We start from the raw sequence: 16047 nt of genomic DNA, 5'->3' as shown, positions 1-16047 counted from the left end.
CAGACTGTCAAAATTATTTTGACAAAGACTGGGCCATGGACGTCAACTCGCTGACCCTGCTCGTCGACATCCTCGACGCCGGCAATCTGAGCGAAGCGGCGCGCCGGCTCAAGATGAGCCGCGCGAACGTCAGCTATCACCTGAATCAGCTCGAGCGTTCGGTCGGCCTGCAATTGGTGCGACGCACCACGCGTCGCGTCGAGGCGACCGAGATCGGTCTGCGGCTCTACGAGCACGGCCGCACGATCCGCAACGCGCTGCTGGCCGCGCGCGAGTCGGTGACCACACTGGGCCAGAGCCTGCAGGGGCGCGTGCGGCTCAGCGTGCCGAGCGGCTATGGCCAGCTCGTGATGTCCGACTGGCTGATCGCGTTCAAGCGGCTGTATCCGGGTATCGTGCTCGATGTGATGTTCGAGAACCGTGTCGAGGATCTGATGCGCGACGAGATCGACATCGCGGTGCGCGTGATGTCGGAGCCGCCGCAAAACCTCGTCGCGCGGGACATGGGGCCAGTCCGGTACGTGGCCTGCGCATCCCCCGAATTCGCGCGGACACACGGCCTGCCCGCGACGCTCGACGACCTGCGCACCGCGCCGCTGATTACCGCGGCCGTGATCGGCAAGCAGTTGCGGCTCGCCGCGTATCTGCGCGACGAGCGTCATGAAGTCCTGCTCGAACCGACGATTATTTCGGAAAACTTTCTATTTTTGCGCCAGGCGGTGCTGGCCGGTCTCGGTGTCGGACTCGTGCCCGACTACGTGGTGCAGGACGATCTGAAGCTCGGCGCCGTGCTGACCGCGCTCGATGCATGGCGGCTCAGCATCTTCGGCACGCACATGTACATGCTGTACATGCCGAATCGGCATCACACGCGCGCGGCGGCGACGTTCATCGACTTCGTGCTGGAGCGGGCGCAGGGCTCGGGCAGGGGCGGCGCGAACTGAAGCTGCGAACTCAGGCGCCGAGTCTGCGCGCGATGGCCGTCGTGACCATCGGCACGCCGACGCGCAGCAGCTTGCGCACGCCTTCGTCGCTACCGACTTTGCCCACCGCGTTGTCGATCATCGCCTGCATCACGCTCGCCGGATAAAATTCGCGAAACAGCGTGTTGGCGCCGGTTTGCTCGAACACGTGGTGCAGGAGCGACCCAACGGGGGGGCCGATGCGCTTGAACAGGCCCATCTTGACCACCCGGTTGTTCCACAGATGCAGCGTGTACGCATTGGAACAGAGCGCCGCGCACTCGTCGAAATAGCGCGGCAGGAACACCTTGTAGTAATCGTTGAAGTGCACCGGATAGAACAGGCTTTCGGGAAGACCGGCCTTCACGCCGTAGATGGCGGTCAGCAGACGCGGGCCGGTGTCGCCCCACTTCAGTGCCCGGCCTTTCATCGCTTCGACCCGTTCGATCGCCTCGTGCAAGCGCGGCTGATCCGGATCGAGCCGCAGAATCGCATTACAGATGCTCGACTGGGTTTCCCGGCCGATCAGATCGCCCTTGGCGTTGAGATCGAAATCGCGTAGCAGCAGCATGTCGGTATCGACCCAGATCTCATCGGTCTTCGTGAACATCACGAAGCGGAAATAGTCGGTGAAATGCTGCATCGACGGCACGCCGTGAATCGGGAAGTCGTTCAGCGAGTCGCGCGGCAGTATCGTGGTCGCGTCCTTCGCGATCACGCCGGGCGGCAGAGTGTCGATCGGCTCGTAGCTATAGAGCGCGACCTCGCTGCCGTACAGCGTGAACGAATTCAGACAGGCGATCTCGTAGGGAGAAAGTTCCGGGCCATGCCAGAACGATGCAAACCTTGCCTTGCGCATATGTCATCCAGGGTAGCGATCATGCGGCGCAACATGCGCGCCGAACCTGTGTAACGATCCTAGACGGGCGCGGCACAGGTCAGATGTAAAGGGCTTGAATCGCACAGGAGTTGTCGCAAAACGTTGAGTTCAGCGCCACGAGTCGGCGATTATGAGCGGGACTATGTCGTATCTGGCGAATTCAGTTGCGCACGGCAATGCATCAACCGAGTGCGCAAGGTCGTGGGCTAAACTGCGGAACACCGGCCATGCGCGCAGAGGCAGCAAGCGACGGACCATGCATCACGCCATGCAGCGACAACGACGATATCCAGGAGACCCGATGAACCTCGACGGCGAGACTTACGATTCGCTCACGGCCAGATTCGCGTGGCGTATTCCACCGCGCTACAACATCGGCGTCGACACATGCGACAAGTGGGCCGATGGCTCGGGGCGTCTCGCGCTGATCTACGAAGACGCCGACGGCCGCGCGACCCGCTATACGTTCGACGAACTGAAAGCCCTGTCCGACCGCTTCGCCAATTGCGCTGCTCGCGGCGGGCGCGCGGCGCGGCGAGCGCATCGGCATCTTTCTGTCGCAATCGATCGAAACGGCCATCGCGCATCTCGCGGCCTACAAGGCCGGCATGGTCGCGGTGCCGCTGTTCGCGCTGTTCGGCGTGGACGCGATCGAGCATCGGCTCGGCGACAGCGGCGCGCTCGCGCTGATCACCGATCACGCCGGCGTGCAAAAGATCGACGAAATTCGCGGCGCGCTGCCCGAGTTGCGACACGTGTTCAGTGTCGATATCGAGCAGGATGACGAAGCATCGGACGCGCCCGTGCGGTCGTTCTGGCAGGCGTTGAATGGCGCTTGCGCCGAGTTCACGCCGGCCGACACCGCCGCGGACGATCCGGCGATCATCATCTATACGTCGGGCACGACCGGAAAACCGAAGGGCGCGTTGCACGGGCATCGCGTTTTGCTCGGGCATCTGCCCGGCGTGGAGATGTCGCAGCAGGGCTTTCCCGCGCGCGCGACGCTGATGTGGACGCCCGCGGACTGGGCGTGGATCGGCGGTCTGTTCGACGTGCTGCTGCCATCGTGGCATCACGGTGTCGCGGTGCTGGCGCGCCGTTTTGCGAAATTCGACGGCCACGCCGCGTTCGATCTGCTCGCGCGTCACGCGGTCTCCCATGCGTTTCTACCGCCGACCGCGCTGAAGATGATGCGCGGCGTCGAGCGGCCCGCCCATCTGCGTCTCGCGTTGCAATCGGTCGCGAGCGGCGGCGAATCGCTGGGCGAGGAACTGATCGGCTGGGGGCGCGACGCACTCGGCGTGACGATCAACGAGTTCTACGGGCAGACCGAGTGCAACGTCGTGGTGTCGTCGTGCGCGGCGCTGTTCGAGCCGCGCTTCGGCGCGATCGGGCGCGCGGTGCCGGGGCACCATGTCGCGATCGTCGATGCCGCCGGCAACGAGCTGCCGCCCGGCGCGATCGGCGATATCGCGGTGGCCGCGCCCGATCCGGTGATGTTTCTCGGCTACTGGCGGAATGTTGCGGCCACCAACGACAAATTCCGCGGCAGGTTTCTGCTGACCGGCGATCTCGGCACCCGCGACGCGGACGGCTTCATTCGCTTCGTCGGTCGTGGCGACGACGTGATCACGAGCGCCGGTTACCGGATTGGGCCGGCGTCGATCGAGGATTCGCTGCTGCGTCATCCGGCCGTCGCGATGGCGGCCGTGGTCGGCGCCCCCGATCGCGAGCGCACCGAAATCGTGATGGCGTTCGTCGTGCTGAAAGCGGGTTTCGTCGGCGACGATGCACTCGTGCGCGAGATCCAGCAGCACGTGAAGACGCGTCTGGCCGCGCACGAATATCCGCGCGAGATTCGCTTCGTCGAAAGCCTGCCGATGACGGCCACCGGCAAGGTGATCCGCAAGACGCTGCGCGAGGCGGTGACGCACGGTCCGGACGCGATCTCACCGGCGAAAAACTGAGTCTGCTACGATGACCAACCCACGATGGGAATCACAGCGGAGAGATTGGATGCGCCCCGAGAGTGCAATGCGTTTCGATCAGGAGTTCGCGCCGCGCATTGCCGAGGCGATCGCCGCGTGTATCGCAAAGACCGTGCACACCGACGTGTTGCCGCATGGCGAACAGGGTCAGCCCACCCGCGTGCGGATTCACGCCGCGCCGCTCGATGAGCTCGGTCATTACCCGCATCCGTTGAATCTGTATCTGACCTGGGACGGCGACGAAATAGAAAGGCTGATGGGCGAGCAGGGCGCGATGCGTTTCGCCAGATATCTGGCCGCGCTGCCGCGCAAGCTCAATGCGTGGACCCAGGCGCGCGAACTCGATTTCTCCACGCACACGCAGGGTGAGCCGGTTACGTTGATCGGCGGGCTCGATTTCGAATCGTAGACGCTCGCGCGCGTTTGCGGGTTTGCGTTCGAGAGCTGGATAAAGAACGACCGCTGTGCTCGAAGAGCCAGCGGCCGTTGCTTTTGCAGCGTTGGGTTACAGCGACGCCCAGCCGCCCAGCGCCGGATCGCTCATGCTGTTGTTTGCCGTCTCGACATGACCGGCGATGCGGCGCGCGAACGTCGGGTCCGTATCGACGGTGATCGCGAGATCGTACCAGCCGTATGCGTTGCGCAGATCGAGGTACAGATTGTCGGTGTCGCCGCCGCGTACCGAACGCTTGATCACATGGCTCGCGTCGTACGCGTTGACGATCGTGAACTGGCAACGCGCGCTGCCGACGTTCTCGAGCCGCAGTTGCAGATTGCCGTTCGCGACATCGTAGCCTTCGGCGACGGCCGGCCGTGCGGTGTCCGAACCATTCCACCAGTTCCGTGCGACCACCTTGCCCGCGAAGCGGCGCAGGAAGCCGTTCGGCCCGTGCACGCTGAAGTCGTAGCTGCCGTCGGCGTTGAGCAGCAGCGCGTCCTGCAGATGCTTGCCCGCTTCGACGGTATAGCTGCGCGGCGCGTCGGCGCTATTGGCCGCGTACACGAGGAATACCGCGCCCGCGCGGCCCGTGTTGACGAAGCGCATCGTCAGCTTGCCGTTCGAGCCTTCGTCGACGCGCACGAACAGTTCGTACGGCAACGCGCGCGCCGGGCGCACGCCCGCTTCCTGCTTCGGCACCGTCTGCACCGTCGGCGGTTGCGGCACGTAGTCCGGGTGACGGTTCTGGTCGGCCGGCACGTAGCCGCTCGTGCCCGGCAGCGACGGCACCGACGCGTTCGGATTCGCGAAGTTGAACGCGGAGGTCAGATCGCCGCACACCGCGCGACGCCACGGCGTGATGTTCGATTCGCCGAGATTGTGCTGCTGGCCGAAGCGCTTTTCGATGAAGCGGATCACCGACGTATGGTCGAACACTTCCGAGCACACGTAGCCGCCTTTGGACCACGGCGAGACCACCAGCATCGGCACGCGCGGTCCGAGCCCGTACGGCCCGGCGACGTTCTTCGCATCGCCGGCATAGATTTCGTGCGTGATGTCGACGCTCGACAAACCGTTGGCGCTCGACGCGGCCGCGAACGGTGCGGCGATGTGATCGAAGAAGCCGTCGTTTTCGTCGTAGTTGATCAGCAGCACGGTCTTGCTCCACACGTCCGGGTTCGACGTGAGGATCTGCAGCACCTGATCGATGTACCACGCGCCGTAGTTGGTCGGCCAGTTCGGATGCTCGCTGTACGCTTCGGGCGCGACGATCCACGACACCTGCGGCAGCGTGCCGTTCTGCACGTCACGCTTCAGAATGTCGAAGTAGCCGTCGCCGTTGACCGCGTTGGTGCCGGTCCGCGCGTTGTCGTATAGCGGGTTGCCCGGCTGCGCGTTGCGGTACTGATTGAAATACAGCAGCGAGTTGTCACCGTAGTTGCCGATGTACGCGTTCTGCGTCCAGCCCCACGAGCCGTTCGCGTCGAGCCCGGTGCCGATGTCCTGATAGATCTTCCACGAGATGCCCGCGTTCTGCAGCACTTCGGGGTAGGTCGACCAGCCGTAGCCGAGTTCCGAATTGTCGATTACCGGACCGCCGCCGCTGCTGTCGTTGCCGACCCAGCCACTCCACATGTAGTAGCGATTCGGATCGGTCGGGCCCATCAGCGAGCAGTGGTAGGCGTCGCAGATCGTGAATGCGTCGGCGAGCTGATAGTGGAACGGGATGTCGTCGCGCGTCAGGTAGGCCATCGTGGTCGCGCCTTTCGACGGTACCCACTGATCGTTGCGGCCGCCGTTCCATGCGGCGTGCGTGGAGCTCCAGTCGTGCGCGAGATCCTGCAGGAATTGCAGGCCGAGGTTCGGCGCGCCCGGACGGAACGGCAGCACGTAGCTGGCACCGCTGGCATCGGTGGTTTGCGGCTGATACCACACCGGCTGGCCGTTCGCGAGGTTGATCGCGCGCGTGTCGCCGAAGCCGCGCACGCCTTTGAGCGTGCCGAAGTAGTGGTCGAACGAACGGTTCTCCTGCATCAGCACGACGATGTGCTCGACGTCGCGGAGCGTGCCGGTCCGGTTGTTGGCCGGAATCGCGAGCGCATTGCGGATGCCCGGCGGCAGCATGCTCAACGCGGTGAAGGAACCGGCGGCTTGCGCGGCCGAGCGCAGAAAATCACGACGATTGTTTGAGGTCATGGTTGGGGCGGTGGTGGCTTTGATCTTCGGTGGAGGAAAAAGGCACGGGGACGACAAATTGCGGTACTGAAACGGCGATGCTGCGTCGGACGCGCGAAGGCGGGCTAGCCGCCGCGCGCGGTGCGATTCTCAATCGACGGTATGGATGACGGGGCTGGCCAGCGGCGGCGAGGTGGCGGACAGCGCCGTGCCGGCTTCGGATGCGGGTGCCGCCGGTGTCTGGATCGTCAGCGTCGGCGGCGCGGAGTCGGCCGGCGGCGGGGCGATCGATGGGTCGCCGGGGTTAGCGGCGGAATGGTCGGTTGAACTGATCGTATTCGTGCCGGCGGGCGGGGCGTCGTCGCTGCACGCTCCTGCTAGCGCGCACAGCGCGATCACCGCGATGGCGCCCGTCAAACGTTTGCGACGGGGCGCACGAATCGGCTTCGACACGAAGGGCATGGCACTGTCTCCGGGCGGGGAAGGGATGCCTCGCAATCGATGTGCCGAGGTCAGCGATGCAGCAGCATAATCGCCGATCCGTGTAATTTTTATGAAGTATCGGTAACAGACGGGCGCCGCTTATCGTTGTGCGCGCACGAACGCCGCGATGGCGTCGTTGAGTGCGGCGGGCGCGTCGCGATGCGGCGAGTGTCCGCATGCGTCGAGCTTCACGAATTGGGCGTGCGGCACGCGCGCGGCGATCGTGTCGATCTGCGCCATCGTGCCGTAGTTGTCGTCGTTGCCCTGGATCGCGAGTAGCGGTCGACGGATCGGCGCGAGCGCCTCGACGATCGACCACCGCCTGAACGCAGGGTCGAGCCAGATATCGTTCCAGCCGTAGAACGCGGAATCGACGTCCGCGTGATAGCGGGCGAGCTTCGCGCGAAGATCGGTGGTTTCGTAAAGCTGCTTCGTTTGGGCGATGCTTTGCACCGAGATGTCTTCGACGAATACGTGCGGCGCGATCACGACCGCGCCCGCGAGCGCATCGGGGTACAGCGCCGCATACAGCAACGCGATCGAGCCGCCGTCGCTATGACCGATCACCCACATGCGTTGGCGTTGCCGCAGGTCGATATCGAGCGCGTCGAGCAGGGTGGGGAGGATGTCGCGCGCCTGTGCGGTCATGAAATCGACCGGCCATTTGTCGTCAGGCGCACGCGCTGTCGAGAGTCCGTAGCCTGGCCGCGAATAGACGAGCCCGCGCATGCCGAGTCGCGCGCACAACGTCTGCGGCCAGTCGCGCCACATCGCGATCGAGCCGAGACCTTCGTGCAGGAATACCGCCATCGGCGAATCGTCCTGCTGAGCATTCGCCTGCTCGTTGACCCAGCGGTACTCGATGCGCAGCGGTCCATGCGACGCGCTCGCCGGCAGTGCGGCAAAGCGGCTGGCGGCAACCGCGGAGGAAGTGGCAGGGGCGGTACCTCGGTTCTGCATCAATGAATCACCTATGACTGTTCGCGTAGCTTGAAGCGTTGAATCTTGCCGGTGGCGGTCTTCGGCAGATCGTCGGTGAACACGATATCGCGCGGGTACTTGTGCGGCGCGAGCCGTTCCTTGACGAAGGTCTTCAGTTCCTCAGCGAGCAGGTCGGACGGCATGAAGTCGCGCTTGAGCACGACGAACGCGCGCGTTTTCACGAGCCCGCCATGATCGACGCCGACCACCGCCGCTTCGAGCACCGCCGGATGCGCGACGAGCACCATCTCGACCTCGACCGGCGACACATATTGGCCGCTCACTTTCAGCATGTCGTCGCTGCGGCCCGCGTAGACATAGCAGCCGTTCGCGAGACGCCGATATTTGTCGCCGCTTCTGATCCATTCGCCGAGAAACGTCGCGCGCGTTTTCTCGCGATTGCTCCAGTACATCAGCGCCGCGCTCGGCCCCTTGATGAACAGATCGCCGACTTCGCCATCGGGCACCGGCCGCCCGGCTTCGTCGCGCAACTCGACTTCGTAGCCCGGCACGGGGCGCCCGGTCGTGCCGTATTCGACTTCTCCCGCGCGATTCGACAGGAAGATGTGCAGCATTTCCGTCGAGCCGATGCCATCGAGAATCTCGGCGCCGAAGTGCGCGGTGAAGCGTTCGCCGACGTCGCGTGGCAACGCCTCGCCGGCCGACGCGCACACGCGGATCGCGACGTCGGCGCGCGCGGGCAGGTTGGGCGACACCAGCATGTTCGCGTACAAGGTCGGCACGCCGTAGAACACGGTCGGGCGATGCCGGACGAGGCGCGCGAAAATCGCCTCGGCGGTCGGGCGCTCGGCCATCAGGATCGCGGTCGCGCCGACCGACAGCGGAAACGTCAGCGCGTTGCCGAGCCCATATGCAAAGAACAGTTTCGCCGCCGAAAACACCACGTCGCTCTCGACGATGCCGAGCACCGGCTTCGCATACAGCTCGGCGGTCCAGTACAGATTCGCGTGCGTATGGACGGTGCCTTTCGGCTTGCCGGTCGAGCCCGACGAATAGAGCCAGAACGCGATGTCGTCCGCGTTGCTTGCACAGCCTTTGCCGGCGGGTAGTGCGGTGTCGACCAGCGTTTCGAAGCGGGGCGCCGCGAGCGGCGCTTCGGTAGAGGCGTGAGGCTGCGAGACGATCGGTTGGCAGCCGTCGTCGTCGATGCTGCTCAGCGCCTCCGTCACGTTAGGTAGCAACGGTTCCGATACGATCACCGCTCGCGCGTGGCTGTGCGTCAGCATGTACGTATAGTCGGCGGCGCTCAGCAAGGTGTTCGCGACGACCGGCACGATGCCGGCGTAAAGCGCGCCGAGAAATGCGACCGGCAGCGATACGGTGTCGAGCATCACGAGCAGCACGCGTTCCTCGGGATGCACGCCGAGCGCACGCAGTGCGCTGGCGCAGCGCCGCGCGCGCTGTTCGAGTTCGCCGTAGGTCATCGCGCCGTAGTCGTCGATATAGGCGACTTTGCTCGCGCGCGCTTCGTTCAACTGGAACAGATGCCTCGCGAAGTTGAACAGCGGGGGCGGCGGCGCAACCGGCTCGCGCGCGCTCGTTTCCAGCAGGGCTTCCATATGTCTCCTCCATCCGTGGACACGGTCCGGCTCTTGTGTGATCGTGATCTGCTCGCGGCTCACGCGCGCGTGAATTCGATCGCCCCTTGCGGCAGCAGATACAGCACCAGCGCCCGGCCGTTCGCGACGGTCGGACGATGCGCCGAGCCGGGGCCGTACACGCACCAGCCGCCCGGATGGCCGTCGAACGTCGCGCCGTCGGTGAGGGGCATGATCAGATCGATCTCGCCGTGCGGATGGACGTGGTGCGGACCGGCAATGTCCTGCATGTCGACGACGTCGACGGAAAAGCCGTGCGTGTCGGGCAGCGCCTTGAACATGCGGCCGTAGCGGATGCCGCCGGCCTCGCGGTTGCACAGCCAGCCTTCGGCGACGCCGCTGCGGCATGCGTTCGCGAGTTCGTGAAAGGTGGGGCTGCCGGCAGGCCAGGTGTCGTTCAGCCAGTCGGCGAGCGCGGCGTCCAGCGGCCGCCCGGCGAGTTGCCCAGTGACGCCTGCGATCAGGCGCCGGAATTCCTGTGGGGACATGCGAGCCTCCAGAAGCGCGCTCACGCAGGCCGGCCGCCGGGTCGCCGGCCGCCGGAACTTGGGTGCATGCGTATTGCGGCGCCGTCTCCGTGACGCGGCCGGAATGCCAAGGCGGCGCGCGACTGTGTTTGTGATTGGATCAGCTTTTGGCGAAAATTAAACCGTTCACCTGGTGCGTGTCAAGCACTATAGTACATGTATCGTAGTCACGAGGTCGCAAAACATGAATCAAAAGTACCCTCCCGCACCGTTGGACGAAACCGACGACGCGGCCCGCGCCGAACGCACCGAGCGCGCGGGTGAACGCACGGCCGAACGTGGCGGCGAGCGCGAAGAACGCGATCCGTTCCTGACCGCGATGGGCGAGCGTGTGCGTTTGCTGCGCGCGCGCCGCGGCATGACGCGCAAGACGCTGGCGGCCGAAACCGGTTTGTCGGAGCGACATCTGGCGAACCTCGAATCGGGCGTCGGCAATGCGTCGGTGCTGGTGCTGCGGCAGCTCGCGGCCACGCTGAACTGCCCGCTCGCCGAGGTGATCGGCGACGAAACCACCGCGTCCGCCGAATGGCTGCTGATCCGCGAGCTGCTGCAGGGGCGCGACCAGGCGGCACTGCAGCGCGCGCGCATCGCGCTCGCCGAGATGTTCGCGCAGGCGCCGCGCGACCCGCACCGCAAGGACCGCATCGCGCTGATCGGCCTGCGCGGCGCGGGTAAGTCGACGCTCGGGCGCATGCTCGCGCAGGAGCGCAAGGTGCCGTTCATCGAGCTCACGCGCGTGATCGAACAGCTCGCGGGCTGTCCGCCGTCAGAGATTCATTCGCTGTACGGCGCGAGCGCGTATCGACGCTACGAGCAACGCGCGCTCGAGGCCGTGATCCACGAGCATCCGCACGCGGTGATCGCGTCGCCGGGCGGGCTCGTGTCGGAATCGGGCACGTTCAACGTGCTGCTGTCGCACTGCTTCACCGTGTGGTTGCAGGCGACGCCCGAGGAGCATATGCGCCGCGTCGTCGCGCAAGGCGATCTGCGGCCGATGTCCGGCAACCGCGAGGCGATGGACGACCTGAAGCGCATCCTCGCCGGGCGCGCCGAGCTATACGGACGCGCGGACATGTCGTTCGACACCAGCGAAAAGACGCTCGCCGATGCGTACCTGCAGTTGCGCGACCGTCTCGCCGCGCGGCTCGCGGCGGAAGCCCCCGACGAGGCGCGCGTGAACTGACCGATCGCGGGCACCAGGGTTTCCCCGTAAAAATGCACTAAAGTGCTTTACGCTGGTATGACGATGCACTATTGTTCAAAAAACAGATTGCATCGTCCAGTCAGGAGACGCCCCATGTCCACAGCACCCGCCGCCATTGCTCAGGCCGCGCCGGTCGACTATCGCACCGACCCGTCGCAGTACAAGCATTGGAAGCTCAGCTTCAACGGTCCGGTCGCGACGCTCGGCCTCGACGTCGCCGAGGACGGCGGCATTCGCGACGGCTACAAGCTGAAGCTCAATTCGTATGATCTCGGCGTCGACATCGAACTGCACGACGCGATTCAGCGCATTCGCTTCGAGCATCCGGAAGTCCGCACGGTGGTGGTGACGAGCCTGAAGGACCGGGTGTTCTGCTCGGGCGCGAATATCTTCATGCTGGGGCTGTCATCGCACGCGTGGAAGGTCAACTTCTGCAAATTCACGAACGAAACGCGCAACGGGCTCGAAGATTCGTCGCGCCATTCGGGGCTGAAGTTTCTCGCCGCGGTGAACGGCGCGTGCGCGGGCGGCGGTTATGAACTCGCGCTCGCCTGCGATGAAATCTATCTGATCGACGATCGTTCCTCTTCGGTGTCGCTGCCGGAAGTGCCGCTGCTCGGCGTGCTGCCCGGCACCGGCGGACTCACGCGCGTGACCGACAAGCGCAAGGTGCGCCACGATCGCGCGGATATCTTCTGCACGGTGGTCGAGGGCGTGCGCGGCGAACGCGCGAAGGCCTGGCGTCTCGTCGACGAAGTCGTGAAACCGAACCAGTTCGAGCAGGCCATTCAGGCGCGCGCGCTCGAACTCGGCGCGCACAGCGATCGTCCGGCCGGGGCGCCGGGCGTCGCGCTCGCGCGCATCGAACGCACGGATCGCGAAGCTGGCCTCAGCTATCAGACGGTCGACGTCACGATCGATCGCGCGAAACGTATGGCGACCTTCACCGCGCGCGCGCCGCGCACCGAGCAACCGACCGACCTCGCCGCGATCGCCGCGGCCGGCGCCAACTGGTGGCCGCTGCAATTCGCGCGCGAACTCGACGACGCGATCCTCTCGATGCGCACCAACGCGCTCGACATCGGCACCTGGGTGTTCAAGACCGAAGGCGACGCGCGCCACCTGCTCGCGGTCGACGCGACGCTGCTGCAGCACCGGAATCACTGGTTCGTGCGCGAAACGATCGGCATGCTGCGCCGCACGCTCGCGCGCCTCGACGTGTCGTCGCGCTCCATCTTCACGCTGATCGAGCCGGGTTCATGCTTCGCCGGCACGTTCGCGGAACTCGCGTTCGCCGCCGATCGCACCTACATGGCCGCGCTGCCCGACAACGAGGACGAGGAGCCGGCGATCACGCTGTCGGAAGTCAACTTCGGCCTGTATCCGATGGTGACGCATCAGTCGCGGCTCGCGCGGCGCTTCTACGAGGAAGCCGAGCCGCTCGACGCGGCGCGCGCGCTGATCGGCCAGCCGGTCAAGGCGCTCGACGCGGAGCGCCTCGGTCTCGTCACCGCGTCGCCTGACGATATCGATTGGGCCGACGAAATCCGCATCGCGCTCGAAGAACGCGCGGCGATGTCGCCCGATGCCTTGACCGGCCTCGAAGCGAATCTGCGCTTCAATGGGCCGGAGACGATGGAGACGCGCATTTTCGGCCGTCTCACCGCCTGGCAGAACTGGATCTTCAACCGGCCGAACGCAGTGGGCGAGAAGGGTGCGCTCAAGGTGTACGGCAAGGGCAGCAAGGCGCAATTCGATGTGTCGCGCGTGTGAGATGCGCCGCGCTCACTCCGACTAAACGACGCCGCCTGCCGATACGCGCCTCTCGCCACTGCAGCTTCCGAACAGGGAATTGACCCAGGGAACCGACCATGTCCTCGATCAACTACAGCGAAAAGATTCCGAACAACGTCAACCTCGCCGACGACCGCGCGCTGCAACGCGCGCTCGAACAATGGCAGCCGAACTTTCTGTCATGGTGGGGCGACATGGGCCCGGAAGGCTCGCACGGGTACGACGTGTATCTGCGCACCGCGGTCAGCGTCGATGCGGGCGGCTGGGCGCACTTCGACTACGTGAAGATGCCCGAGTACCGCTGGGGCATTTTCCTCACGCCGGGCGAGCAGGATCGCACGATCCACTTCGGCGAGCACAAGGGCGAAGTCGCGTGGCAGGACGTGCCCGGCGAGCATCGCGCGAACCTGCGCCGCATCATCGTCACGCAGGGCGATACGGAACCGGCCTCGGTCGAGCAGCAGCGTCACCTCGGTTTGACCGCGCCGTCGCTGTACGATCTGCGCAACCTGTTCCAGGTCAACGTCGAGGAAGGCCGCCACTTGTGGGCGATGGTGTACCTGCTGCATCGCTACTTCGGCCGCGACGGTCGAGAGGAAGCCGAAGCCTTGCTCGGCCGCCGCTCCGGCGACGAGGACAACCCGCGCATTCTCGGCGCGTTCAACGAGAAAACGCCGGACTGGCTCGCGTTCTACATGTTCACGTACTTCACCGACCGCGACGGCAAGTTCCAGTTGTCGGCGCTCGCGGAGTCGGGCTTCGATCCGCTCGCGCGCACGACGAAGTTCATGCTGACCGAGGAAGCGCATCACATGTTCGTCGGCGAATCGGGCGTGTCGCGCGTGATCCAGCGCACCGCTCAGGTGATGAACGAACTCGGCACCGACGACGTCGCGAAGATCCGCGCGGCCGGCGCGATCGATCTGCCGACCATCCAGCGCTATCTGAACTTCCATTACTCGGTCACGATCGACCTGTTCGGCGCCGATCATTCGTCGAACGCGGCGACGTTCTATAGCTCGGGTCTGAAGGGCCGCTACGAGGAAGGCAAGCGCGACGACGATCATCGCCTGAACGAGCATGCTTACAAGCTGCTCGACGTGCGGGACGGCAAGCTCGTCGAGCGCGAAGTGCCGATGCTCAACGCGATGAACGAAGTGCTGCGCGACGATTACATCAAGGACTCGGTTGCGGGCGTTGGGCGCTGGAACAAGGTGCTCGAGAAGGCCGGCGTCGACTTTCGCATGACGGTGCCGCACAAGGCGTTCAACCGGCAGATCGGCACGTTCGCCGGCACGCGGGTGTCGCCGGACGGCCGCGTGCTCAGCGAAGCCGAATGGGCCGCCAACGAAGCGAACTGGCTCGCCACGCCGGAAGACCGCGCGTTCGTCGCCTCGCTGATGGGCTGCGTCGCCGAGCCGGGCAAGTTCGCGAACTGGATCGCGCCGCCCGCGATGGGCGTGAACCGTCAGCCGGTCGATTTCGAATACGTGCGCTTCAACTGAAGCAGGCGAGGAAGTCATGAACGGGCCAGTATCGGTCGAAGTTCTGCGGCAGCATCTGATCGATCCGGAGATCTGCATTCGCTGCAATACCTGCGAAGAGACCTGTCCGGTCGATGCGATCACGCACGACGCCAACAACTACGTCGTGAAGGCCGACGTCTGCAACGGCTGCATGGCCTGCGTGCCGCCGTGCCCGACCGGCGCGATCGACAACTGGCGCACCGTGCTGAAGGCCGACGCGTATTCGATCGACGAGCAGTTTACGTGGGACGTGTTGCCGGAGCAGAACACGATGGCGGTGCCGGCTGAAGAACCGGTGGCCGCGTCCACCGCGGGCGACAGCGCCGCCGAAGCAGACGGCATCGAAGTGGATACCGTGCGCGGCGCGCTCGTGCCGCCGTGGTCGGCCGCGAAGCCGTACGTGAATCTCTATACGCATAAGGCGCCGACCACCGCGACGGTGGTCGGCAACTACCGGCTCACCGACAGCGCGACGTCGAGCGACATCCATCACATCGTGCTCGATTTCGGCTCGATGCCGTTTCCGGTGCTCGAAGGCCAGTCGATCGGCATTCTGCCGCCGGGAGCTGCTGCCGACGGCCGCGTGCATCACGCGCGCCAGTACTCGATCGCGAGTCCGCGCGATGGCGAGCGGCCCGGCTATAACAACGTGTCGCTGACGGTGAAGCGGGTGTCGCAGCAGCACGGCGACGCGATCGACGGCGTGTGCTCTAACTATCTGTGCGATCTGAAGAAGGGCGACGTGGTCAACGTGATCGGTCCGTTCGGCAGCACCTTCCTGATGCCGAATCATTCGAACTCGCATCTGCTGATGATCTGCACGGGCACCGGTTCCGCGCCGATGCGCGCGATGACCGAGTATCGCCGCCGCAAGCGCCTCAAAGGCGCGACCGGCAAGCTGATGCTGTTCTTCGGCGCGCGTACCAAGGAGGAGCTGCCGTACTTTGGACCGCTGACGAATCTGCCGAAGGATTTCATCGACACCACGCTCGCGTTTTCGCGCACCCCGGGACAGGCGAAGCGCTACGTGCAGGACGCAATGCGCGAACGTTCGGCCGACGTCGCGAACCTGCTGAAGGACGACAACACCTATATCTACGTGTGCGGCCTCAAGGGCATGGAGGACGGTGTGCTGCAGGCGCTCAAGGATATCGGCGAGCAGCATCAGCTCGATTGGGAAGCGTTGTGGGCGAAGCTGAAGCGGGAAGGGCGGCTGCATCTGGAGACGTACTGAGCGGCGCGCCGACACGCCGACCCACACCGAAAGCTGCGCGAAAAGGCTCCGCAAAGGCTCGTGAAAGCATGAGCGCTTGCGGGGCCTTTTTGCCTGCGCCATATGCTTGACGAAAGAGCGCCGCGGCTGACCTGTGCGGATCGACGCACCGCGCGCGAAGCGCTTTGAAAATCGCGGACGGTTTGCTACAGTCGGCCCACACAGCCGGCCGCACGCCGGCATTCCCCGCCAAACG

The 16047-nt window shown here is 65.1% G+C and carries 13 protein-coding genes; 7 read left to right on the top strand and 6 right to left on the bottom strand.

Annotated features, from left to right (window positions below; all coding sequences use genetic code 11):
- The first annotated feature begins 35 nt into the window (after positions 1 to 35).
- Entirely contained in the window at positions 36 to 944 is a 909-nt protein-coding gene (locus OKW26_RS27940) for a LysR family transcriptional regulator (RefSeq protein ID WP_429355835.1), read from the top strand.
- 10 nt (positions 945 to 954) lie between these two features.
- Here the strand turns inward: OKW26_RS27940 and OKW26_RS27935 are convergent, their stop codons facing one another.
- Positions 955 to 1821 (bottom strand): hypothetical protein, encoded by an 867-nt coding sequence (locus OKW26_RS27935; protein ID WP_184063706.1) that lies wholly within the window; start codon positions 1819 to 1821, stop codon positions 955 to 957.
- Positions 1822 to 2345: 524 nt separating this feature from the next.
- Here OKW26_RS27935 and OKW26_RS27930 point away from each other — a divergent pair.
- The gene (locus OKW26_RS27930; RefSeq protein WP_429357135.1) at positions 2346 to 3809 is read left to right on the top strand and encodes an AMP-binding protein; all 1464 of its coding nucleotides are present in this window, start codon (positions 2346 to 2348) and stop codon (positions 3807 to 3809) included.
- A 49-nt stretch (positions 3810 to 3858) separates the two neighbouring features.
- Positions 3859 to 4239, top strand: coding sequence for a DUF5594 family protein (locus OKW26_RS27925; protein ID WP_429355834.1), 381 nt, complete (start codon positions 3859 to 3861; stop codon positions 4237 to 4239).
- Positions 4240 to 4335: 96 nt separating this feature from the next.
- Here the strand turns inward: OKW26_RS27925 and OKW26_RS27920 are convergent, their stop codons facing one another.
- From OKW26_RS27920 to OKW26_RS27900, 5 genes are all read right to left on the bottom strand, one after another.
- The gene (locus OKW26_RS27920) at positions 4336 to 6465 is read right to left on the bottom strand and encodes a phosphocholine-specific phospholipase C (RefSeq protein WP_429355833.1); all 2130 of its coding nucleotides are present in this window, start codon (positions 6463 to 6465) and stop codon (positions 4336 to 4338) included.
- Positions 6466 to 6594: 129 nt separating this feature from the next.
- A complete protein-coding gene (locus OKW26_RS27915) occupies positions 6595 to 6906 on the bottom strand; it encodes a hypothetical protein (RefSeq protein ID WP_187610906.1) in 312 nt (103 codons plus the stop codon).
- Positions 6907 to 7026: 120 nt separating this feature from the next.
- The gene (locus OKW26_RS27910; protein ID WP_429355832.1) at positions 7027 to 7887 is read right to left on the bottom strand and encodes an alpha/beta fold hydrolase; all 861 of its coding nucleotides are present in this window, start codon (positions 7885 to 7887) and stop codon (positions 7027 to 7029) included.
- Between the two features lie 11 nt (positions 7888 to 7898).
- Positions 7899 to 9488, bottom strand: a complete 1590-nt coding sequence (locus OKW26_RS27905) for a benzoate-CoA ligase family protein (RefSeq protein WP_429355831.1) — start codon at positions 9486 to 9488, stop codon at positions 7899 to 7901.
- A 59-nt stretch (positions 9489 to 9547) separates the two neighbouring features.
- Positions 9548 to 10015: a DUF4863 family protein gene (locus tag OKW26_RS27900; protein WP_429355830.1), complete on the bottom strand. Its 468-nt coding sequence runs from the start codon at positions 10013 to 10015 to the stop codon at positions 9548 to 9550.
- Positions 10016 to 10238: 223 nt separating this feature from the next.
- Here OKW26_RS27900 and OKW26_RS27895 point away from each other — a divergent pair, with 223 nt between their 5' ends.
- The 4 genes from OKW26_RS27895 to boxA all read left to right on the top strand — a co-directional run bounded on the left by OKW26_RS27895 (position 10239) and on the right by boxA (position 15812).
- Complete coding sequence (locus OKW26_RS27895) at positions 10239 to 11237, top strand: helix-turn-helix transcriptional regulator (protein WP_429355829.1); 999 nt, start codon at positions 10239 to 10241, stop codon at positions 11235 to 11237.
- 114 nt (positions 11238 to 11351) lie between these two features.
- Positions 11352 to 13031, top strand: coding sequence for a 2,3-epoxybenzoyl-CoA dihydrolase (boxC, locus tag OKW26_RS27890; protein WP_429355828.1), 1680 nt, complete (start codon positions 11352 to 11354; stop codon positions 13029 to 13031).
- Between the two features lie 98 nt (positions 13032 to 13129).
- On the top strand, positions 13130 to 14557 hold the full coding sequence (gene boxB, locus OKW26_RS27885; protein WP_429355827.1) for a benzoyl-CoA 2,3-epoxidase subunit BoxB: 1428 nt from the start codon (positions 13130 to 13132) through the stop codon (positions 14555 to 14557).
- 16 nt (positions 14558 to 14573) lie between these two features.
- Positions 14574 to 15812, top strand: a complete 1239-nt coding sequence (gene boxA, locus OKW26_RS27880) for a benzoyl-CoA 2,3-epoxidase subunit BoxA (protein WP_429355826.1) — start codon at positions 14574 to 14576, stop codon at positions 15810 to 15812.
- Positions 15813 to 16047: the final 235 nt, after the last annotated feature.

Origin of the sequence: Paraburkholderia sp. 32 (assembly GCF_050435345.1) — a bacterium.
GTDB lineage: Bacteria > Pseudomonadota > Gammaproteobacteria > Burkholderiales > Burkholderiaceae > Paraburkholderia > Paraburkholderia tuberum.
This window is presented reverse-complemented; position numbering and strand designations above follow the sequence as displayed.